We start from the raw sequence: 21,078 nt of genomic DNA on the forward strand, positions 1-21,078 counted from the left end.
CCGGCCGCCTCGGCGGTCAGGCACATCACCGGGGTTCCTTTCATTCCGGCACGTGTTGGGGGCACCCCAACGCTCCCTGCCCAGGAGAAACCCGTGCTGTTGCTCGGGCGGATAGTCGTCAGCCATCCGTTGACACCAGTCAGCCCCCCAGGTTCGCGCTGGGGGGCTGACTCGCGCCTGCGGGTTTAGGGCAGGTCGGGGATCGCGATGGTGGCGTGGGCGAAGTAGCGGATGGCGCCGGCGGCGGTGACGCGTTTGCGCCAGGCGCTGGTGCGCCGGTAGCCGGAGGTGGTGAGTGCCTGGTCGAGCGAGTCCAGGCAGACCGGGGCGGCGGGGTCGACGGTCAGCGTCTCCCACATCGCCTCTACGCCGGGTCCGGTTTCGGTCCCGGTGTCGGCGTCGTAGTAGGTCTGGCAGCTGAACAGGTCAGCGACCGCGGTCGTGGTGTCGACGCGGGCGATGACCAGCAGCTCGACGAGGTCGGTGTCGGTCACCGCTCCACCCCCGGGGTGTAGTGCCGCCTGGCCGCTGTCCGGGCGCCGGTTGGGGCGGGGGAGGTGGTCTGAGCCGAGCGGTCCACGCGGGTGGCGCACGTCTTCGTGGAACGAGGTCGTGCGGTCCGGGCGGCGTGCTGCTGGGCGCGGGCGTCGTCGCGGCGGGCGAGGATCTCGGTGGTGCGGGTCTTCCACCGCTGCTCACGTTCGACGGCGCCGCGCCCGAGTTTCCCAGCCTGGCGAGCACGGGTATCGACCAGTTCGCGGATGTCGGCCTTGGTCTCGTCGTAGACCCCGGCGGCGGTCAGGGCGCGCCCGAGTTCGGTGCGGTCCTTGACGAACTGGGTTCGGTGGGCGTCGTCGACGCTGCCGGAGGCGACCGAGTAGAGGTTGTCGCCCACCGTGGACAGCACGCCCTCGAGGGTCTGGGTGTGGGCGTTGCTGGGCTGGGTTTTGCCGTCGGCGATGACCTGCATCGCCTCGCGGCAGAACGTCTCGGCCAGCCCGGCGCCCTGCTGGTGGCTGCGGTCGGTGTCGAGCTGGGCTTTGCTGCGCTCGTCGACCCACATCAGTTCGGGTAGTTCGTAGTCCTCGTCGACCCCGGCTTCGACATCGGCGAGGACTGCCCGGATCTGGTGCCGCTCGGCCGGGGCCAGGCCCTTGGCGGCCTCGGCGGCGGCCAGCAGCTGGTCGTGGCTCACCGACATCCGCTCGATGCGATCCTCGATGTCGTCGTTGATGCCGACCAGGGCAGCGTCGAAGGGGGCCAGGTCGGTCTCGGCGAGGTAGTCGGCCTCTCGGCCGGCCTCGATGGCGTCGCGGGCGTAGTTTTCGAGCTGCTCGCGCAGCTGGTCCCGGTCGGCGTAGCCGGGCCACAGCCGCGCATCGACCTCGTCTCCGGCGCGGATGGCGCGGCCGGCCTCGCGCACGGCCTGCTGATCCTCCACGGTCATGACCGAGATCTCGGCGCCAATCTCGGCCGCTGCTCGGCGAAGGCTTGGAGCAGCTGCGGCACCCGCCCGGGCACTTCCTGGCCGGGGTCGACCATCACGGGGGTGTCGAGCAGGTCGACCTGGCGCACGTCACGCCACAGGTAGTCGACCGTGAACCTCACTTGGTCGCGTTCGGGCTGGGCGAGGTCGAGCGCGGACAGGTGGCCGTGCAGCTCCTCGAGGCGCGCGGCCAGGGCGTCGCTGTCGTGCGAGGTTCCTGGTCCAGGCCGCTGCGTTCGTAGTCGGGCAGGGTGGCCCGCCCGGCGGCGGGGTCGTTCCGGGCGGTCATCACGCGGGTGACGACGTCGCGGGCGCGGTGGGCGGTGCCCGGGGCGCCTGGTTGGGCGCGAGCAGCTCCCGCTGACCCGGCTCAGAGGCGGCCGACCACCTTGCGCGGGGTGACCCGCACGACGATCCGGTCGCCGTCCTGGGCCGAGGCCGGGTTGAACTCGGCGTAGCGCTGCCCGGTGTACTTCAGCGAGAGCTGGTCGGGCAGCGTCCGATCCGGGTCGGGGGTGAGGGTGGCGGTGCCGCGGATCTCGGCGTAGACGTAGGGCTTCTCGGGTGGGTTGATCAACACGGTCACCCGGGGGTCGGCGGCGAGGTTCTTGCCCTGCTGCCGGTCCACGGTCGTGGAGAACAGCAGGTCGTCGCCGTCGCGGGCCAGCCAGACCACGGTCAGGTGGGGCTGGCCGCCGGGCCCGTTCGTGGCCACGGTGGCGAACACCTTCGCCTCGTCGATGTAGGTCTTCAGCTCGTCGGAGAGCGTCGTGATAGCGGTCACGTGAAGGTGGAACCGCGCGGGCGCGCCCGCGCATTCCCGGCACGCCTCAGGTCAGCACGAGAAGTTCGGTCGGCGAGGCGATTTCCACCCGCAACCCGGACTTGGCCGCGACCCTGGCCAGGCCGCGCACGTCGGTGGGCTCGGCGCGGGTGAGCACCAGCGCGCGCGCCAGCAGGCCCTTGTGGTGCTTGTTGAAGTGGCTGACCACGGTGCGGGAACCGTCCGGGTGCTCGGTGAGCACGGTGGCGGTGATCGCGCCCGGTACCCGGCCCAGCTGTTGATAGACGCCCGAGCGCAGGTCGACCACGAGCTCGCCGGCGGCCTCCGCGGTCAACGCGTCCGGCAGCACGTCGCGCCACATCGCCGAAAGCGTCGGCAGGCCGGGCAGTTTCGAGCCGCCGGAGAGCCGGTAGGCGGGGATGAGGTCACCGGCCCGCACCACGCCGAACAACGCGGAACCGATCGCCAGTCGGGCACGGGCCTTGTCCCGTTGGGTGCGGGTGAACGATCGCGCGTCCAGCGCGTCGTAGAGGACGCCGGTGTAGCGCTCGAGCGCGGGCCGGGTGGGGGAGGTGCGCAGTGCGGCGTTGCGGGCGATCTCGGCCTCGGCGCCCTTGCCGAGCCCGAGCGCGGCGCGGCTGCCCTCGGGGTCGGCGGCCAGCGCGATCAGGTGGTCGACCAGCGCGGCCCGCACCGGCGTGAGCTGGGGCATCGCCAGCGCGTCGAGGTCGAGCGGACCGGCGGGACCACCGTCGGACTTGGTTTCGGAAGGAGGCAGCAGCACCAGCACGAGCGGATACGGTAATGCCTTTGAGCGGGGATTCGAGCGGGGACTACGCTGTGGAGCCGTGATCACCCGCCTCTCCCACCTGTTCCTGCGTACCCTGCGCGACGACCCCGCCGACGCCGAGGTGCCCAGTCACAAACTGCTGGTCCGCGCCGGGTACGTGCGCCGTGTCGCCCCGGGTGTGTATTCGTGGCTGCCGCTGGGGCTACGGGTGCTGCGCAAGGTCGAGGATGTCGTGCGGGCGGAGATGAACGCCATCGGCGGCCAGGAGATCTCGCTGCCCGCGCTGCTGCCGCGCGACCCCTACGAGACCACCAACCGCTGGACCGAATACGGCGACAGCCTGTTCCGGCTGCACGATCGCAAGGGCGCGGACTACCTGCTCGGCCCCACCCACGAGGAGCTGTTCGCGCTCACCGTGAAGGGTGAGTACAACTCCTACAAGGATCTGCCGGTCACGCTGTACCAGATCCAGACCAAGTACCGCGACGAGGAGCGGCCGCGCGCGGGGATCCTGCGCGGGCGCGAGTTCGTCATGAAGGACTCCTACTCCTTCGATCTGGACGAGGACGGGCTGAAGGCGAGCTACAACGCGCATCGCGAGGCCTACCAGCGCATCTTCGACCGGCTCGGCGTCAAGTACGTGATCGTGGCGGCCACCTCCGGCGCGATGGGCGGCAGCGCCTCCGAGGAGTTCCTGGCCGACAGTCCGGTCGGCGAGGACACCTACGTCATCTGCCGCGAGTCCGGCTACGCGGCGAATGTGGAGGCGGTGGTCACGCCCGCGCCCGAACCGCAGCCGATCGAGGGCAGGCCCGCCGCGGTCGTGCACGACACCCCCGACACCCCCACCATCGCGTCGCTGGTCGAGTGGGCCAACGCCGCGGGCATCGCCGAGCAGTTCGGGCGTCCGGTCACCGCCGCCGACACGCTCAAGAACGTGATGGTCAAGCTGCGCCACCCGGACGGCAAGACCGAGATCGTCGGCGTCGGCGTGCCCGGCGACCGCGAGGTGGACGACAAGCGGCTCGGCGCTTCCGTCGAGCCCGCCGAGGTGGAACTGCTCACCGACGCCGACTTCGCCGCCAATCCCTTCCTGGTGAAGGGCTACATCGGCCCGAAGGCGTTGCAGGAGAACGGCATCCGCTACCTCGTCGATCCGCGGGTCGGCACCGGCACCGCCTGGATCACCGGCGCGGACAGCCCGGGCAAGCACGTGGTCGGCTTGATCGCGGGCCGCGACTTCACCCCCGACGGCACCATCGAGGCCGCCGAGGTCCGCGACGGCGACCCGTCGCCGGACGGGCGCGGCACCCTGGAGGCGGCGCGCGGCATCGAGATCGGCCACATCTTCCAGCTCGGCTACAAGTACACCGACGCGTTCGAGGTCGACGTGCTCGGTGAGAACGGCAAGCCGGTGCGGCTCATCATGGGCTCCTACGGCATCGGCGTCTCCCGCATGGTCGCGGTGATCGCCGAGCAGCAGCACGACGAGAAGGGCCTGCGCTGGCCCGCCGCGGTCGCACCGTTCGACGTGCACGTGGTCGTCGCGAACAAGGACGAGGCCGCCCGCTCCGGCGCCGAGCAGGTGGTGGCCGGACTGGACGCGCAGGGGCTGGACGTGCTGTTCGACGACCGCACCGCCTCGCCCGGGGTGAAGTTCAAGGACGCCGAACTGCTCGGCATGCCGTGGGTGGTGGTGATCGGCCGTGGCTGGGCCGACGGCACGGTGGAGTTGCGCAACCGTTTCACCGGCGAGGCCGAGAACGTGCCCGCCGCGGAGGCGGTGGCGACGGTGGTCGCGCGGATCCGCGGCTGAATCCCGGCGATGCCCCGGCCCTGTCCCGGGCCGGGGCATCGCCGTGTCAGCGGCCGGGCGAACCGACCGTGAGAGAGTTCGGCTCCACCTACGCCACCGTAAGGTGTAACCGCTGGTCAGCCGCTGTTACCCGCTGGTAGCTTGACCCCTATGACGAGCACCGATCCGCTGTTGTTCAACCCGGCCACCTACGATCCCGAGCACTTCGACGCCGAGACGCGCCGCCTGCTGCGGGCGACGATCGAGTGGTTCGAGAACAAGGGCAAGCGGCGGCTGCTGGCCGACGACCACGCCGCGGTGTGGACCGCCGACTTCGTCGAGTTCGTCGCCAAGGAAAAGCTGTTCGCGACCTTCCTCACCCCGGCCGCCTACGCCGCGGGCGATCCCGACCGGCGCTGGGACGCCGCCCGCAACGCGGCGCTGTCGGAGATCCTCGGCTTCTACGGCCTCGCCTACTGGTATGCCGAGCAGGTCACCATCCTCGGCCTCGGCCCGATCTGGCAGAGCGACAACGAGGCCGCCAAACAGCGCGCCGCGGCCGACCTCGCCGACGGTCAGGTCATGGCCTTCGCCCTGTCCGAGCAGGCACACGGCGCCGACATCTACCACACCGACCTCGTGCTCACGCCCACCGAACCGGGAAGCGCCGACCACGAGGCCGGCATCCTGTTCCGCGCCGACGGCACCAAGTACTACATCGGCAACGGCAACGTGGCGAGCATGGTCTCGGTATTCTCCCGGCGCGGCGACGTCGAGGGCGCCGACGGATACGTGTGGTTCGTGGCCGACAGCAGGCACGAGAACTACCAGCTGATCGACAACGTGGTGCACCAGCAGATGTATGTGAGCACCTTCCGGCTCGTGGACTATCCGGTGCGGGCCGAGGACATCCTGCACACCGGTCCGGAGGCGTTCTCGGCGGCGCTCAACACCGTCAACGTCGGCAAGTTCAATCTCTGCCACGGCGGCATCGGCATGGTGGAGCACTCCTTCTACGAGGCGATCACGCACGCGCACAACCGGATCCTCTACGGCCGGCGCGTCACCGAGTTCCCGCATGTGCGCGGCAATTTCGTCGACGCCTACAGCCGGATCGTGGCGATGAAGCTGTTCAGCGACCGCGCGGTGGACTACTTCCGCAGCGCGAGCTTGGACGACCGCCGCTACCTGCTGTTCAACCCGATGACCAAGTCCAAGGTGACCTCCGAGGCCGAGGTGGTCGTCACCCTGCTGCTGGACGTGCTCGCCGCCAAGGGCTTCGAGAAGAACACCTACTTCGACCAGGTGCAGCGGTTGATCCGCACGCTCCCGCGGCTCGAGGGCACGGTGCACGTCAACGTCGGCCAGATCCTGAAGTTCCTGCCCAACTACCTGTTCCACCCGGCCGAGTACCCGGAGATCGGCACCAGGCAGGACGCGGGCGACGACGCGTTCTTCTGGCGGCAGGGGCCCGCCCGCGGCGCGGGCAAGGTGCGGTTCGCCGACTGGGTACCGGTGTATCGCGCGCACGCCGACGTCCCCAACGTCGGGCGCTTCCTGGAGCAGGCCCTCGCGCTGCGCGAGCTGCTCGCCACCGCGGGCCCGGACGAGAACCAGCAGGGCGACCTGGATTTCATGCTCACCATCGGCCATCTGTTCTCGCTGGTGGTCTACGGTCAGCTGATCCTGGAACAGGCGGCGATCACCGGGCTCGACCGCGATGTGCTCGACCAGATCTTCGACTTCCAGATCCGTGATTTCAACGCGCACGCCACCACCCTGTACGGCAAACCCTCCGCGACCGAGACGCAGCGCGCGCAGGCGGTGGCCGCGCTGCGCACCCCGGCGACCGACCGGGAGCGCTTCGACCGGGTGTGGGCACAGGTCGTCGGCTACGACGGCGCCTACGAGATGCGGCCCTGACTCAGACGGTGCCCGGTAGCGCCGGGCTCGGGGTGCCGAGGATGGCCTGCCAGGCGGCCAGGCGCAGCGCCGCCTCGGTGAGTGCCTCCACCCCGAGCCTGCGGGTCGCCTCGCTGTCGCCCTGTTCGACCACGGCGCGCCAGGCCACGGTGGCATCGGTCTCCACGGTCTCGGCGAGCCGAGCGGCGGCGACCGGATCCTGCACCGGGAACGGGACACCGTAGGCGGCGTCCGGGCTTGGCACGTCCGCGCCCGCGGCGCGCAGCGCGTCCGCGGTGGCGTCGCGGCGGGCGCGGTGCGCGGCGGTGTGCTCGGCGATCAGGCCCGCGCGTTCGGGAGAGGCGTAGGCGGCGATGACGCCGTAGGCGTAGACGGCGGCGTACTCGGCGCGCAGGGCGTCGAGCAACGCCTGACGTTCGGCGTCGGTCATGCGCTGATCTCCCGGGCATGGACGGCGCACGCGGCGCTGATGGAGGCGAGCAGGCCGGCGCGGTAGCCGGCCTGGACGACGGCGGCGTCGGCGGCGGCCTTCGCCGAACGGGTCAGCTGCTCGCGCAGCTGGTCCAGGCTGGGCGGTGCGGCGGGCGGTGCCGTGCCGGGGACGGGCGTGCCGGTAGCGGCGAGTGCGCTCGGCTCCCTGGTCTTGTGCACCGGAGTGGTCCCGTCGCCGTAGACCCCGATCACCCGCGCCACCTCGGCCCGCAGCGCGTCGGCGTGCTCGGTGCGCTGCGCGGCGATCGTCGTCAGGGTGGTCTGCCGCTGTGGCGCGAGCGCGATCGCGGCGGTCGCCGCGGCGGCGTCGGCGCGGGCCAGCGCCTCCTGGGCGGCGAGCGGATCGGGGTCGTGGACCGGCTCCTCCGCACAGCCCGCGCTCGCGCCCAGCGCCAGCACACCGAGCGTGCCCGCACCGGCGACCCGCAGCGCGGTACGGCGACCCACCGCGGGACCACCGAAGTGACCGGAACCTGTTGCCCCGCTGGACCGGTGGACGCCGCGGGGGCGGGTGTCGGCGGGCTCGCGACGGCTGCGTCCGGGATGATCCACCGGGGCGTCGGCCCGGGGCGGGAGGACGCCGGCATGCGGCGGGGCGGGGAGGCGGATGGGCACGGCATCATCGTGCCAGATTCGCCGGCGGCCGCTCGCCGCCGGAGCGCGCCGCGCCACCATTCGCCGCCACGCCGGGCGAACTTGCTCCAGGGCGCTGGTCCTTTACACTCTCGGGGCGCGTTACGCTAGACCTTCGGTACAGAATCTTCGACCGCGCCACAACTGAACCAGGAGCCGCCCCACATGCCCATGCCGACCGAGGAAAGGGTGAGCCAGCTCGTTGCTGGTCTCGTCGAACGCCGGGGATTCGACCTCGAGGGCGTCGAGATCACCAGGGCAGGCAGCCGCGCGGACGCGCAGACCCGGGTCACGGTCGTCGTGGACAGCGACGGGGCAGCCGACCTGGACGCGGTCGCCGAGCTGAGTTCGGAGATGTCGGTGGTCCTGGACGACACGGACATCTTCGGCGATTCGCCGTATCTGCTCGAGGTCACCACCCCCGGGGTCGACCGGCCGCTCACCGCGCCGCGGCACTGGCGCCGGGCCCAGGGGCGAAAGGTGCGGATCACCCTGCGGCCGGGGGCGGAGCCTCCCGACCCCGGCGGCTCGGCCGGCTTCGAGGCCCGTGTCGGGGTACTCGACGGCGAGCAGATCGCCCTGGTGCTCGGCGGCAAGCGGAATCCGCACCGGGTGCGCGTGCCGCTCGCCGACATCGAGCGGGCGGTCGTGCAGGTGGAGTTCTCCCCGCCGGGGGCCAGGGAACTGGAACTCGCGGGCGGGGTGGCGCCGGGCAGGCCGGATCCCGGTGCCGACCGGGCCATCGCCGCCGACGGGGCGATCAGCGAGGAAACATCGACAGCAGCAGCGTCCGACCCGACCGAAGGGATCGAGGAATGAACATCGAAATCGAAGCCCTGCGCGCGATCGTCGCCGACAAGGGGATCTCGATCGAGACGGTGATCTCCGCGATCGAGTCGGCCCTGCTCACCGCCTACCGGCACACCGAGGGCCACCAGCCCAACGCGCGCGTCGACATCAACCAGCGCACCGGCGCGGTCCGGGTGATGGCGCGCGAGCTCGACGCCGACGGCAACGTCATCTCCGAGTGGGACGACACCCCCGAAGGCTTCGGGCGCATCGCCGCGACCACCGCCCGGCAGGTCGTGTTGCAGCGCCTGCGCGACGCGGAGAACGAGAAGTCCTTCGGCGAGTTCTCCACCCACGAGGGCGACATCGTCGGCGGTGTGGTGCAGCGCGACGCGCGCGCCAACGCCCGCGGCACCGTCGTGGTCCGTATCGGCAGCGAACTGCACGGCACCGAGGGCCTGATCCCGCCCGCCGAGCAGGTGCCGGGCGAGACATACGAGCACGGTGACCGGATCAAGTGCTACGTCGTCGGCGTCTCGCGCGGTCCGCGCGGCCCGCAGATCACGCTCTCGCGCACACACCCCAACCTGGTCCGCCGCCTCTTCGCACTCGAGGTGCCCGAGATCGCCGACGGCTCGGTGGAGATCGTGGCGGTCGCCCGCGAGGCCGGGCATCGCTCCAAGATCGCGGTGCGCTCCACGGTGCCCGGCGTCAACGCCAAGGGCGCCTGCATCGGCCCGATGGGCCAGCGCGTGCGCAACGTGATGAGCGAGCTGGCCGGGGAGAAGATCGACATCATCGACTACGCCGACGACCCGGCGACCTTCGTCGGCAACGCGCTCTCGCCCTCGAAGGTGGTCTCGGTCACCATCGTCGATCCCGACGCCCGCGCGGCGCGGGTGGTGGTCCCGGACTTCCAGCTCTCGCTGGCCATCGGCAAGGAGGGGCAGAACGCGCGGCTCGCGGCCCGGCTCACCGGCTGGCGCATCGACATCCGCAGCGACGCCGCCCCGGACGTGGGCGACGGCATGCGGACGGAGGCGCATCGCAGTTGAGCGGAGCCCGCGGCACGAGCCGGGAATCAGCGGCCCCCGACGACGCGTTGAGCATGTCGATGGGGGACGGGTTCGGTGATCACGGTGGTGCGGCTGTAGAGTGGTGTCAGGTTCGACACGAGCCTTCGGCGCCGTTGCCCGAACGCACCACCGAGCACCACCGGACGACTCCGCGCCGGTCGGAGCCGGTGCGTACGTGCATCGGATGCCGGAAGCGCGAGTCGGCCGTCGATCTGTTACGGATCGTGGCACGTGATCGGGACGCCGGCGACGGATCCCGTATCGTCGTGGTCGTTCCCGATCCACGGCGCAGACTTCCCGGGAGGGGTGCCTGGTTGCACCCCCTTTCGGCTTGTCTGAGCCAAGCGGTTCGACGCCGAGCATTCGGCAGAGCACTACGAGTGTCCGGACATCTGGATATCTCAGCCCTGGAGCAATACCTCGAGAACAGGCACGAGCACTCATGAGCACACCGTGAAGTACCAACGATGAACGTCCATCGGAGATAACCCGAGGTCGTGCGGGCCGCCGTCCCCTCCCACAACGGTGGCGCTGCTCGACCTCTCAGTGAGGAGAGCAGTGGCAGGCAAGGCCCGCGTGCACGAGTTGGCGAAAGAACTCGGTGTCACGAGCAAGGAACTACTCGCAACGCTCAAGGAGCAAGGCGAGTTCGTGAAGTCGGCGTCCTCGACGGTGGAAGCACCCGTCGCACGCCGGCTGCGCGAGTCGTTCGCGTCGAAGTCCGCACCCGCGAACGGCGCCAAGGCCGGCGCCAAGCCGGGTCCCGCGGCGTCGGCGCGTCCGGGCGCGAAGCCCACCCCCGGCGGTCCGCGCCCCGGTCCCCGTACCCCGGCCCCGCGGCGTCGGCGCCCCAGGCGCCCGCCGAGCAGACCGCGCGTCCCACCGACGCCCGGCCCGGCCCGGCCGTGAAGCCCGGTCCCGCGCCCACCCCGGCGCGTCCGGCCGCCCCGAGGCCCCCGCGGCCAAGGCGGCGCCCGAGGCGCCCGCCCAGCGGCCGACCCCGGGTGGCCCGCGTCCCGGCCAGCAGCAGCAGCGCCCCGGCGCTCCGGCGCAGGGCGGTCCGCGACCCGGCCCCAAGCCGGGTCCGAAGACCCCGCGCGTCGGCAACAACCCCTACTCGTCCCAGCCCGCGCCCGAGCGGGAGCGTCCCGCGGCCCGTCCCGGGCCCGGCGGCCCGCGTCCCGGCCCCGCGCAGGGTGGTCCGCGTCCCGGCCCCGGCCAGGGTGCGCCGCGTCCCGGCGCCACGCCGGGCCCGCGCCCCGCGGCCGCGCAGGGCGGTCCGCGTCCGGGTGGTCCGCGGCCGAGCCCCGGCTCGATGCCGCCGCGCCCGAACCCGGGTGCGATGCCGCAGCGCACGCCGCGTCCCGGCCCCAGCGCTGGCGGCCGTCCCGGTCGTCCCGGCGGTGCCCCCGGTGCCGGTCGTCCCGGTGGCGGTGGCGGCGGCTACCGCGGCGGTGGCGGCGCGCCCGGCGCCGGTGCGGGTGCACCGGCGGGCGGTGGCTTCCGCGGTCGTCCCGGTGGTGGCGGCGGTCGCCCGGGTGGTCCGGGCGGTCGCGGCGGTGCCGCGGGCGCGTTCGGCCGTCCCGGTGGCGCCCCGCGTCGTGGCCGCAAGTCCAAGCGCCAGAAGCGCCAGGAATACGACTCGATGCAGGCGCCGTCGGTCGGCGGCGTGCGGCTGCCGCGCGGCAACGGTGAGATCATCCGCCTCGCCCGCGGTGCGTCGCTGTCGGACTTCGCGGAGAAGATCGACGCCAACCCGGCGGCCCTGGTGCAGGCGCTGTTCAACCTCGGCGAGATGGTGACCGCGACCCAGTCGGTCAACGACGAGACCCTCGAGCTGCTCGGCAGCGAGATGAACTACGTCGTGCAGGTCGTCAGCCCCGAGGACGAGGACCGCGAGCTGCTCGAGAGCTTCGACCTCACCTACGGCGAGGACGAGGGCGACGAGGACGACCTGCAGGTCCGTCCGCCGGTGGTCACCGTCATGGGTCACGTCGACCACGGCAAGACCCGACTGCTGGACACCATCCGCAAGGCCAACGTCCGCGAGGGCGAGGCGGGTGGCATCACCCAGCACATCGGCGCCTACCAGGTGATGACGCACCTCGGCGACGAGGACCGCCTGATCACCTTCATCGACACCCCGGGTCACGAGGCGTTCACCGCCATGCGTGCCCGCGGTGCGAAGGCCACCGACATCGCGATCCTGGTGGTCGCCGCCGACGACGGCGTCATGCCGCAGACGGTGGAGGCCATCAACCACGCGCAGGCGGCCGACGTGCCGATCGTCGTGGCGGTCAACAAGATCGACAAGGAAGGCGCGAACCCGGAGAAGATCCGCCAGCAGCTCACCGAATACGGGCTGGTGGCCGAGGAATACGGTGGCGACACCATGTTCGTCGACATCTCCGCCAAGCAGGGCACCAACATCGACGCGCTGCTGGAAGCGGTGCTGCTCACCGCGGACGCGGCGCTGGACCTGCGCGCCAACCCGAACATGGACGCCCAGGGCGTCGCGATCGAGGCGCACCTCGACCGCGGCCGCGGCCCGGTGGCGACCGTGCTCATCCAGCGCGGCACCCTGCGGGTCGGCGACTCGATCGTCGCGGGCGACGCCTACGGTCGCGTGCGCCGGATGGTCGACGAGCACGGCGAGGACGTCGAGGCGGCGCTGCCGTCGCGGCCGGTCCAGGTCGTCGGCTTCACCTCGGTGCCGGGCGCCGGTGACAACCTGCTGGTCGTCGACGAGGACCGCATCGCCCGCCAGATCGCCGACCGGCGCAACGCGCGCAAGCGCAACGCTCTGGCCGCGCGCAGCCGCAAGCGGATCAGCCTGGAAGATCTGGATGCCGCGCTGAAGGAGACGTCGGAGCTGAACCTGATCCTCAAGGGCGACAACGCCGGTACCGTCGAGGCGCTGGAAGAGGCCCTGATGGGGATCGAGGTCGGCGACGAGGTGCGCCTGCGGGTCATCGACCGCGGTGTCGGTGGTGTCACCGAGACCAACGTCAACCTGGCCTCGGCCTCGAACGCGATCATCATCGGGTTCAACGTGCGCGCCGAGGGCAAGGCGACCGAGCTGGCCAACCGCGAAGGCGTGGACATCCGGTACTACTCGGTGATCTACCAGGCCATCGACGAGATCGAGAAGGCCCTCAAGGGCATGCTCAAGCCGATCTACGAAGAGGTCGAGCTGGGTCGCGCCGAGATCCGGGCCATCTTCCGTTCGTCGAAGGTCGGCAACATCGCCGGTTGCATGGTGCTGTCGGGGTCGGTCAAGCGCAACGCCAAGGCGCGCCTGCTGCGCGACAACGTGGTGGTCGCCGAGACGACGACCATCTCCTCGCTGCGGCGGGAGAAGGACGACGTCACCGAGGTCCGCGAGGGCTTCGAGTGCGGTATGACGCTGACCTACAACGACATCAAGGAAGGCGACATCATCGAGGCCTACGAGCTGCGCGAGAAGCCGCGCGACTGACGCCTCGACGACCACCGCGCGGCCGCGCCTGCCCTGGAAGGTGGGCGCGGCCGCGCGGTCCGGTCGCCGTGAACGGGAAGGTGTGTGGGTGTACCTGGGTGCACTGGAGTTCGACATCCTGCTCGGCGACGTGCACTCGTTGAAGGAGAAGCGGTCGGTCATCCGGCCGGTGCTCGCCGAGTTGCAGCGCTTCGGGGTGAGTGTGGCCGAGGCCGGGGAACACGACCGGTACCGGCGCACGCTGCTGGGCGTGGGCATGGTCAGCCCGGACATGAGCCATCTGACGGCCGTGCTCGACAAATGCGAGCGGCACGTCGCGGCGCGCCCGGAGCTAGAGTTGCTGGCAGTACGCCGCCGCGTCTTCGGACCCGAGGACTAGACGGTTTTTCATCGATAGTGAGGAGGGACAGCCGTGGTGGATCAAGCCAGGGCACGCCGACTCGCGAAGCGGATTTCGGAGATCGTGGCCACCGCCATCGAGTACGAAGTGAAGGATCCGCGGCTGCGTTTCGTGACGATCACCGACGCGAAGGTCACCGGTGATCTGCGCGAGGCGACCGTGTACTACACGGTCATGGGCGAGACCATCGACGCCGAACCCGATTACGACGCCGCGGCGGCCGGCTTGGCCAAGGCCAAGGGGGTGCTGCGGTCGAAGGTGGGCGCGGGCACCGGGGTGAAGTTCACCCCGTCGCTGGCGTTCGTGTTGGACAAGGTGCCCGACGCCGCGCGGGAGATGGAGGAGCTGTTGGCCAGGGCGCGCGCCGCGGACGCCGAGGTGGCGCGCGTGGCCGCGGAGGCCAGGCACGCGGGCGAGCCGGACCCGTACAAGACCGATCGCGACGACGCCGAGTGACGCGCCGCCGATGACGACCAGCGGTCCCGGCGTCGGAGCGGATTCCGCTGCGGCGCAAGCCTCTTCGGACGGTTCGCCGGACATGGTCGGCGCGGCGCTGCGTGCCGCCGTCACCGCGCTGGCGGCGGCGGGCTCGGTCACCGTGGTCAGTCACGTGCAGCCCGACGCCGACACCGTCGGCAGCGCGCTGGCACTGGCGACGGTGCTGCGCAGGCGCGGCGTGGCCGTGCGGGCGGCGTTCGCCGAGCCCGCCGAACTCCCCGCCAGCATGGCGACCCTGCCCGGCGCCGACCTGCTGGTGCCGCCCGCCGAGGTGCCGGACACCGCCGATGTGCTCGTCGCGGTGGACTGCGCCAGCGCGAGCCGGATGGGTGCGCTCGCCGACCGGCTCGCGGGCGCGGCGACCACCGTGGTGATCGATCACCACCGGTCCAACACCCGCTTCGGTGCGATCAACGTCGTCGACCCCGGCGCCGAGTCGACCGCGGGACTCGTCGCGCGGTTGCTCGACGTGTGGGGTGAGCCGATCGACGCCCCCGTCGCGCACTGTCTCTACGCCGGGCTGGTCACCGACACCGGCTCGTTCCGCTGGGTCCGCCCCGGCACCCACGAGCTGGCCGAACGGCTGCTCGCGACCGGGATCGACGGCCCCGAGATCGCTCGCGCACTGCTCGACACCCACCCCTTCGCCTGGCTGCCGATGCTGGCCAGGGTGCTGTCCACCGCGCGCCTGGAACCGGGCGTGCGCGGCGGGGTCGGGCTCGCGTACGCGTTCGTGCACCGGGCCGATCTCACCGACGTGCGTTCGGAGGAGGTGGAGAGCGTCATCGACATCGTCCGCACCACCGCCGAGGCGGGCATCGCCGCGGTCTTCAAGGAGTCGCGCGCACAGTCGGGCCGGTGGACGGTGTCGCTGCGCTCCCGGGATTCGGGGCCGGGCGCCGACGACGGCGTCGACGTCGCCGCGGTGGCCACCGCGCTCGGCGGTGGCGGGCACCGGTACGCCGCCGGGTACACCGCCGAGGGCAGCCCCGAGGAGATCGTCGGGGCGCTGGTGCGGGCGCTCGGGTGAGCGCGGACCCGGCCGCCGCGGGACCCCGGCGCATCCTGGGTCTGGCCCTGCCCACGCTGGGCGTGCTCGTCGCCGAGCCGCTGTATCTGCTGTTCGATCTGGCCGTGGTGGGCAGGCTGGGCGCGCTGGCGCTGGCCGGGCTCGCGGTCGGCGGGCTGATCCTGGCGCAGGTGAGCACGCAGCTGACCTTCCTCTCCTACGGCACCACCGCCCGCTCGGCGCGGCGGCACGGCGCCGGTGACCGGCCCGGCGCGGTGGCCGAGGGCGTCCAGGCCACCTGGCTGGCCGTCGCGGTCGGCGGACTGATCCTGGTGGTGATGCAGGCCGCGGCCGGGCCGGTCACCGCCGCCATTTCCGGTGGTGGCGACATCGCCGCCGAGGCGCTGCCGTGGCTGCGGATCGCCTTGTTCGGCGTGCCGTTGATCCTCATCGCGATGGCGGGCAACGGCTGGCTGCGCGGGGTGCAGGACACCCGGCGGCCGCTGGTGTTCGTGGTGTGCGGGCTCGGGCTGTCCGCGGTGCTGTGCCCGGTACTGGTCCACGGGCTGCTCGGCGCACCGCGTCTGGAACTGGCGGGTTCGGCGGTGGCCAATGTCGCGGGGCAGACGGTGACGGCGGCCCTGTTCGTCACGGCGGTGGTGCGGGAACGGGTGCCGCTCACCCCGCACTGGTCGGTGATGCGCGCGCAACTCGTGCTCGGGCGGGACCTGATCCTGCGCAGCCTGTCCTTCCAGGCGTGCTTCGTCTCCGCGGCGGCGGTGGCGGCCCGCTTCGGCGCGGCCTCGGTGGCCGCCCACCAACTGGTGCTGCAACTGTGGAGCTTCCTCGCGCTGACCCTCGACGCGCTGGCCATCGCGGCCCAGACCCTGGTCGGCGCGGCGCTGGGCGGCGGTGACGCCACGGGCGCGCGCCGGCTGGCCGGGCGCATCACGCGGTGGTCGGAGCTGTTCGCGCTGGCGCTGGCGGCGGTGTTCGCCGCGGGCTACACGGTGATCCCGGCCCTGTTCACCACCGATGCGGCGGTGCTGGAGCGCACCCAGGTGGCGTGGTGGTTCTTCGTCGCGCTGATCCCGGTCGCGGGTGTCGTGTTCGCCCTCGACGGGGTGCTGCTCGGCGCGGGCGACGCCGCCTTCCTACGCACGGCCACGCTCGCGGCGGCGCTGCTGGGCTTCCTGCCCGCGATCTGGTTGTCGCTGGCCTTCGACTGGGGGATCGCCGGGATCTGGTCCGGGCTGGCCGCGTTCATGGTGTTGCGGCTGGCGGCGGTGAGCCGGCGGACGATGTCGGGGAAGTGGGCGACGGTCGGCAGCGAGGTGCCCCACGGCGCCGCCGTGGCCGCCGAGTAGCCGGAAACCAGGCGGCAGCCCCGTGATCACTCGGTAGGATCGCGGCTGTGCAGTGACCGATCCCGCGTGACACACCTACGGCGCCGCGAGCCCCGTCGGCGCCGAATCGTGCTGTCCGCGATCGCCTTCCACCGCACCGTCGACGATCGGATACTCCATGACCGACGAACAATTCCGTGATCACGTCGCCGAGCGCCTGGCCGCGCTGCCCGGTGTGCTGGCGGTGACCCTGGGCGGTTCCCGCGCCCAGGGCACCGCTCGCCCGGACAGCGACTGGGACTTCGGCATCTACTACCGCGGCGACTTCCGCCCCGAGCACCTGCGGGCGATCGGCTGGCCCGGCGAGGTCTCCGAGCTCGGCGCCTGGGGCGGTGGCGTCTTCAACGGGGGCGCCTGGCTCACCGTCGAGGGCCGCCACGTGGACGTGCACTACCGCGACCTCGACGTGGTCGAGCGCGAACTCGAGCGGGCCCGGGCCGGGCACTTCCACTGGGAGCCGCTGATGTTCCATCTCGCGGGCATTCCGAGCTACCTGCTGCCGGCCGAACTCGCCGTCAACCAGGTCCTGTCCGGCGAGCTGCCGCGCCCGGACTACCCGCCCGCGCTGCGCGAATCCGCGCCGCCGATCTGGCGGGACCGGGCTGCGCTCACCCTGCGGTACGCGCGCGGCGCCTACCTCCCGCGCGCCCAGGTCACCGAATTCGCGGCCGCGCTCGCCACCGCCGCGATGTACACCGCGCACGCGATCCTGGCCGAACGCGGGGAGTGGGTGACCAACGAGAAGCGGCTGCTGGCGCGGGCCGGCCTGCGCGACATCGACGCCGTCGTCGCGGAACTGCGACCGCAACCCGGGGTGCTCGGCCACGCGCTGGCCCGGGCCGAAACCCTGCTCGGTATCGGCTCCTGAGCCGTGCTCGCGCACCCCGCGGTGGGCCGCCGCCGCGGGGTGCGCACCGCCGCCTGCCGCCGGGCGCTCGGACCCGCCGACCCGCGCGGGACACGCCGTCTACCTGTACAGACACCATTTCTGGTGTATCGATTCGCGGTGGTGACGCCGATAACGTCAGCAGAGGCCCGCAGCCCGGCCCGGGTGCGGCGCGACGTGTCGAAGGGGAGTGGGAGATGACGGACAAAGGGTACGACGAACGGCCGTTGACCTTGGCGCCGATCCTCGGCGCCGGATTCGCGCTGTGGCTGGCTCGCAGCGTGCGCGACCGGGTGCGGCCCCGCACCGGCGGCACCCCCGGCCGGGTGGTACCCGACCACGAGAACCTGGAACTGGCCGAGGTTTTCGATAGCAAGACGCCGGTGGTGATCCGCGACGTCGCCACCGCGTGGCCGGTGTTCGAGGACTACCAGCCGCAGCGGCTGCGCGAGAAGTACCGCACCGAGAAGGTCTACGCGCTCACCAGCACCACCAACGTCTTCACCCAGGAGACCTCGCCGGTGGAACTGCTCGAGTACGGCGACGTGATGGACGCGGTATTCGACACGCCGCGCCCGGACAAGAAGTACCACTCGCGCGCGGCGGCCAATCCGAAGCCGCTGGCCGAGCAGCTGCCCGCGACCGTCGGCGGGCGCACCCAGAGCACGGCCGCCAGCAGCGTGTGGATGGGCCAGTCCGGCAACCTGACTCCGCTGCACAACGACCCCTGGCACGGTCTGCTGATCCAGTTGCACGGGCGCAAGCGGGTGCGGCTGTTCCCGCCGAACGAGTACCACAACGTCTACGGCATCGTCCCGCGCAGGGTGAACGATCCCTACACCCGGCTGCCCGACCAGTTCGACCCCGACACCGCCGATTACCCGCGGCTGCGCCGGGCCACCAGCTACGACGTGGTGCTCGACGCCGGCGACGTGCTCTACATCCCGATGTTCTGGTGGCACCAGGTCGAATCGCTGGACGCCTCGATCTCGTATGTGGCGCGGTACAACCCGAAGTACTTCGAGTTCATGCGGGCGGCCTTCTTCCCGATGGCGATGCGCGGGCTGCTGCGGATCGTGGCGGGGGTGACCGGCCGGTTCCGGCGCGCGGCCTGAGATCCGCGCACGGCGGTTGTCGATAACGATAATCATCCTTGGCAAGATGGGATGATGCTCGAGCAGTCGACCGTGCGCCGCGCGCGGTTCCGGGTCTCCTCCACGCACGTTCTCGCCCTGCTCGTCGTCGCCGGGATCCTCTGGCAGGCGCCGCTGGCCGCGGCGGTGGACGCGCACGCGCGCCTGCGCACCGGGTTGACGATGTTCGTCGGGGTCTTCGTGCAGGCCGTGCCGTTCCTGGTTCTCGGCGTGCTCGTGAGCGGGCTGATCGCCGCGTTCGTGTCACCGCTGGCGTTGCGGAAGATCCTGCCGCGCAACGAGACCGCGGCCATCGGCGTGGGCGGGCTGGCCGGAATCGCGCTGCCCGGTTGTGAATGCGGCGTGGTGCCGGTGGCGCGCAGGCTGATCGACCAAGGGGCGCCGGGATCGGTGGCGCTGGCCTTCCTGCTGTCCGCGCCCGCGATCAATCCGGTCGTGCTGGTATCGACCGCGGTCGCCTTTCCCGGTGAGCCGGGGATGGTCGCCGCCCGGTTCGCGGGATCGCTGGCGACCGCGCTGATGATGGGTCTGCTGTGGTCGCGCTTCGGCAGCGCGCACTGGCTGCTGCCCACCGGACGCGGCGCGAGCTGCGCGGTGGGGCGGACGCGCGCGGAGGTGTTCGCCGAGGCCGCCCGGCACGATTTCCTGCAGGCCGCCGCGTTCCTCGTGCTCGGCGCGGCCACCGCCGCCGTCCTGCACGTGCTGGTGCCGCCGCACTGGTACGAGCAGCTGGCCGGGCAGATCCTGCTCGCGATCCTGGTGCTGGCGGTGCTCGCGGTGGTGCTGGCGTTGTGTTCGGAGGCCGACGCGTTCGTGGCGGCGAGCATGTCGTCGCTGCCGCTGCTGCCCAGGCTGGTGTTCCTCGTGGTCGGACCGGCGGTGGACGTCAAGCTGTTCGCCATGCAGGCGGGCACCTTCGGCCGCCGGTTCGCACTGTGGTTCTCCCCGCTGACGTTCGTGGTCGCCCTCGTCTGCGCCACCCTGGCGGGCCTGGCGTTCCTCGGCGGTGTGCGATGAGACGGGAGACGCAGAACCTGCTGCTGGTGCTCGTCGGAATCGCGGTGTTGCGCATCGTCTTCGACGACACCTACCTGCGCTACGTCAAGGCCGGCCTGTTTCCGTTCCTGCTGATCTCCGGCCTCGCGGTGCTGGCGCTGGCCACCGCGGCGATCGTGCGGGACGTGTACCGGGGCGGACCCGGCCACGGGCACGATGACGCCCATGCGCACGGCAGCGGGAAGGTGCACTGGGTGCTGCTGGTGCCCGCGGCGGCGTTGCTGCTGGTCACCCCGCCCGCGCTGGGCGCCGACGCCGCGGTGACGAGCGCGCCGCTGCGTCCGCGGTCGCTGTCGGCGGAGACCGAATCGCGGGTCAGGCCGTTTCCGCCGCTGCCCGACGAGCCTGCGCCGTTCGTGACGATCACCGACCTGGTCAACCGGGCGAACTTCGACGCGCTCGGCTCGCTCGACGCCCGGGAGGTCACCGTCAGCGGGTTCGTGCTGCACGGCCGCGACGGCGGCCTGGATCTGGCCCGCGTGGTGATCAGCTGCTGTGTGGCCGACGCGCGCTACGTGCGCGTCCATCTCGCGGGCGTGGCCGAGCCGCTCGCCGAGGACACCTGGCTCGAGGTGCGGGGCGTGGTCGAAACCGGCAGTGCCCGAAGCGATCCCGAACTCGCGCCGACGCTCGTCGTGCACGGGCACCGGCGGATCGAGCGGCCGGAGAACTCCTACGAACAGGTGCGCTGAGGTCGTGGGCGGGCCGGGCACGGCCGGGCCCGCGCGGGCGGGCCGTCGGTTACGGGCGCGGTCGTGCCGGCCCCTCGAGGGTCACGTCGTCGGCCGGTGGCGGCGCACGACGACGGCGGCCGGACGCACAGAGCGGTCCTCGACGAGCAGGCCGGGGGAGAGCAGCGCCTCGACGGTGCGGTCGGCCGCCGGGTCGGCGACGTCGACGACGTCGGCGGCCTCCATCGTGCGCGCGTCGAAGGGCGTGTCCGGTCCGGGTGTGACCAGGGTGGCGCCGCGACCGGTGAGCAGGCGTTCGAGGCGGCCGGCGAGTGCGGTGAAGGCGGTGCGGTCGCGGTCGGATTCGGCGGTGCGGGCGCAGGTCACGGTGTCGCCGTGCAGGGCGAAGAGTTCGGTCAGCAGCGGCAGGTCCGCGCGATCGCGGCGTGCCCGCGCCCTGGCCTCGTCGGCCATGCGCTCCAGCGTGGCGGCCTGTCGGGCGACCACCCGGGACAGATCCTCCACCCGCTCGGCCAGCGCCGCGAGCGCCGCGGCGCCCGGTTCGGCGGCGCCGGTGGCCTCCTGCGGTGTCGCGGGGGCGGATTCGCCCTGGTCGGGACTGCTGTCGCGGGGGCGGTCGGCCCGCTGCGCCGGTTCCGTCATGGGGGCACCATAGCCCGGCCGGGCGAATCGGTCCGAGCGGCAGCCGGATTCACCGGCCGATGCGCGCGAGGGTGTCGCGGGGTGCTGCT

21 protein-coding genes and 1 pseudogene are annotated in these 21,078 nt (G+C 72.0%); 14 read left to right on the plus strand and 8 right to left on the minus strand.

Annotation, left to right across the window (positions count from 1 at the left end; all coding sequences use genetic code 11):
* Positions 1–185: 185 nt before the first annotated feature.
* From AMO33_RS28490 to yaaA, 5 genes are all read right to left on the minus strand, one after another.
* Entirely contained in the window at positions 186–494 is a 309-nt protein-coding gene (locus tag AMO33_RS28490; RefSeq protein WP_060594889.1) for a hypothetical protein, read from the minus strand.
* Complete coding sequence (locus AMO33_RS28495; protein WP_060594890.1) at positions 491–1,447, minus strand: hypothetical protein; 957 nt, start codon at positions 1,445–1,447, stop codon at positions 491–493. Before AMO33_RS28495 ends, AMO33_RS28490 begins: the two co-directional genes overlap by 4 nt.
* Positions 1,444–1,608 (minus strand): hypothetical protein, encoded by a 165-nt coding sequence (locus AMO33_RS31840; protein WP_159005637.1) that lies wholly within the window; start codon positions 1,606–1,608, stop codon positions 1,444–1,446. Before AMO33_RS31840 ends, AMO33_RS28495 begins: the two co-directional genes overlap by 4 nt.
* 248 nt (positions 1,609–1,856) lie before the next feature.
* A complete protein-coding gene (locus AMO33_RS28500; protein ID WP_060594891.1) occupies positions 1,857–2,270 on the minus strand; it encodes a PPOX class F420-dependent oxidoreductase in 414 nt (137 codons plus the stop codon).
* 46 nt (positions 2,271–2,316) lie between these two features.
* The gene (gene yaaA / locus AMO33_RS28505) at positions 2,317–3,060 is read right to left on the minus strand and encodes a peroxide stress protein YaaA (protein ID WP_060594892.1); all 744 of its coding nucleotides are present in this window, start codon (positions 3,058–3,060) and stop codon (positions 2,317–2,319) included.
* Positions 3,061–3,118: 58 nt separating this feature from the next.
* On the opposite strand from yaaA, the gene AMO33_RS28510 reads away from it, so the two are divergent.
* Both AMO33_RS28510 and AMO33_RS28515 read left to right on the plus strand, forming a co-directional pair.
* Positions 3,119–4,876, plus strand: coding sequence for a proline--tRNA ligase (locus tag AMO33_RS28510; RefSeq protein ID WP_060594893.1), 1,758 nt, complete (start codon positions 3,119–3,121; stop codon positions 4,874–4,876).
* A gap of 150 nt (positions 4,877–5,026) precedes the next feature.
* Positions 5,027–6,778 carry an acyl-CoA dehydrogenase family protein gene (locus tag AMO33_RS28515; RefSeq protein ID WP_060594894.1) on the plus strand — a complete coding sequence of 584 codons (1,752 nt, stop codon included), beginning with the start codon at positions 5,027–5,029 and terminating at the stop codon, positions 6,776–6,778.
* A gap of 1 nt (position 6,779) precedes the next feature.
* On the opposite strand, the gene AMO33_RS28520 is transcribed toward AMO33_RS28515, so the two are convergent.
* The gene (locus AMO33_RS28520; protein WP_011210605.1) at positions 6,780–7,208 is read right to left on the minus strand and encodes a ferritin-like domain-containing protein; all 429 of its coding nucleotides are present in this window, start codon (positions 7,206–7,208) and stop codon (positions 6,780–6,782) included.
* Positions 7,205–7,717 carry a hypothetical protein gene (locus AMO33_RS28525; protein ID WP_060594895.1) on the minus strand — a complete coding sequence of 171 codons (513 nt, stop codon included), beginning with the start codon at positions 7,715–7,717 and terminating at the stop codon, positions 7,205–7,207. Before AMO33_RS28525 ends, AMO33_RS28520 begins: the two co-directional genes overlap by 4 nt.
* A gap of 351 nt (positions 7,718–8,068) precedes the next feature.
* On the opposite strand from AMO33_RS28525, the gene rimP reads away from it, so the two are divergent.
* From rimP to AMO33_RS28580, 12 genes and pseudogenes are all read left to right on the plus strand, one after another.
* Positions 8,069–8,722, plus strand: coding sequence for a ribosome maturation factor RimP (rimP, locus tag AMO33_RS28530; protein ID WP_060594896.1), 654 nt, complete (start codon positions 8,069–8,071; stop codon positions 8,720–8,722).
* Positions 8,719–9,747: a transcription termination factor NusA gene (nusA, locus tag AMO33_RS28535; RefSeq protein ID WP_011210602.1), complete on the plus strand. Its 1,029-nt coding sequence runs from the start codon at positions 8,719–8,721 to the stop codon at positions 9,745–9,747. The genes rimP and nusA overlap by 4 nt, the downstream gene beginning before the upstream one ends.
* Positions 9,748–9,806: 59 nt before the next feature.
* On the plus strand, positions 9,807–10,214 hold the full coding sequence (locus AMO33_RS30760) for a YlxR family protein (protein WP_081433323.1): 408 nt from the start codon (positions 9,807–9,809) through the stop codon (positions 10,212–10,214).
* A gap of 112 nt (positions 10,215–10,326) precedes the next feature.
* Positions 10,327–13,246, plus strand: a pseudogene (gene infB, locus AMO33_RS30765) (translation initiation factor IF-2).
* 88 nt (positions 13,247–13,334) lie between these two features.
* Complete coding sequence (locus AMO33_RS28545; protein WP_041561228.1) at positions 13,335–13,625, plus strand: DUF503 domain-containing protein; 291 nt, start codon at positions 13,335–13,337, stop codon at positions 13,623–13,625.
* 33 nt (positions 13,626–13,658) lie between these two features.
* Complete coding sequence (rbfA, locus tag AMO33_RS28550) at positions 13,659–14,102, plus strand: 30S ribosome-binding factor RbfA (protein WP_011210598.1); 444 nt, start codon at positions 13,659–13,661, stop codon at positions 14,100–14,102.
* Between the two features lie 10 nt (positions 14,103–14,112).
* Positions 14,113–15,174 (plus strand): DHH family phosphoesterase, encoded by a 1,062-nt coding sequence (locus AMO33_RS28555; protein ID WP_082668832.1) that lies wholly within the window; start codon positions 14,113–14,115, stop codon positions 15,172–15,174.
* Positions 15,171–16,520 (plus strand): MATE family efflux transporter, encoded by a 1,350-nt coding sequence (locus AMO33_RS28560; protein ID WP_011210596.1) that lies wholly within the window; start codon positions 15,171–15,173, stop codon positions 16,518–16,520. Before AMO33_RS28555 ends, AMO33_RS28560 begins: the two co-directional genes overlap by 4 nt.
* Positions 16,521–16,677: 157 nt before the next feature.
* Entirely contained in the window at positions 16,678–17,427 is a 750-nt protein-coding gene (locus tag AMO33_RS28565) for a nucleotidyltransferase domain-containing protein (RefSeq protein ID WP_060594899.1), read from the plus strand.
* Between the two features lie 215 nt (positions 17,428–17,642).
* Positions 17,643–18,560 carry a cupin-like domain-containing protein gene (locus AMO33_RS28570; protein WP_060594900.1) on the plus strand — a complete coding sequence of 306 codons (918 nt, stop codon included), beginning with the start codon at positions 17,643–17,645 and terminating at the stop codon, positions 18,558–18,560.
* Between the two features lie 51 nt (positions 18,561–18,611).
* The gene (locus tag AMO33_RS28575) at positions 18,612–19,616 is read left to right on the plus strand and encodes a permease (RefSeq protein WP_060594901.1); all 1,005 of its coding nucleotides are present in this window, start codon (positions 18,612–18,614) and stop codon (positions 19,614–19,616) included.
* On the plus strand, positions 19,613–20,347 hold the full coding sequence (locus tag AMO33_RS28580; RefSeq protein WP_060594902.1) for a TIGR03943 family putative permease subunit: 735 nt from the start codon (positions 19,613–19,615) through the stop codon (positions 20,345–20,347). The genes AMO33_RS28575 and AMO33_RS28580 overlap by 4 nt, the downstream gene beginning before the upstream one ends.
* Positions 20,348–20,428: 81 nt before the next feature.
* Here AMO33_RS28580 and AMO33_RS28585 read toward each other — a convergent pair whose 3' ends face one another.
* Positions 20,429–20,989: a nucleotide exchange factor GrpE gene (locus tag AMO33_RS28585; RefSeq protein ID WP_107103145.1), complete on the minus strand. Its 561-nt coding sequence runs from the start codon at positions 20,987–20,989 to the stop codon at positions 20,429–20,431.
* Positions 20,990–21,078 lie beyond the last annotated feature (89 nt).

Origin of the sequence: Nocardia farcinica, assembly GCF_001182745.1 — a bacterium.
GTDB classification, from domain to species: domain Bacteria; phylum Actinomycetota; class Actinomycetes; order Mycobacteriales; family Mycobacteriaceae; genus Nocardia; species Nocardia farcinica.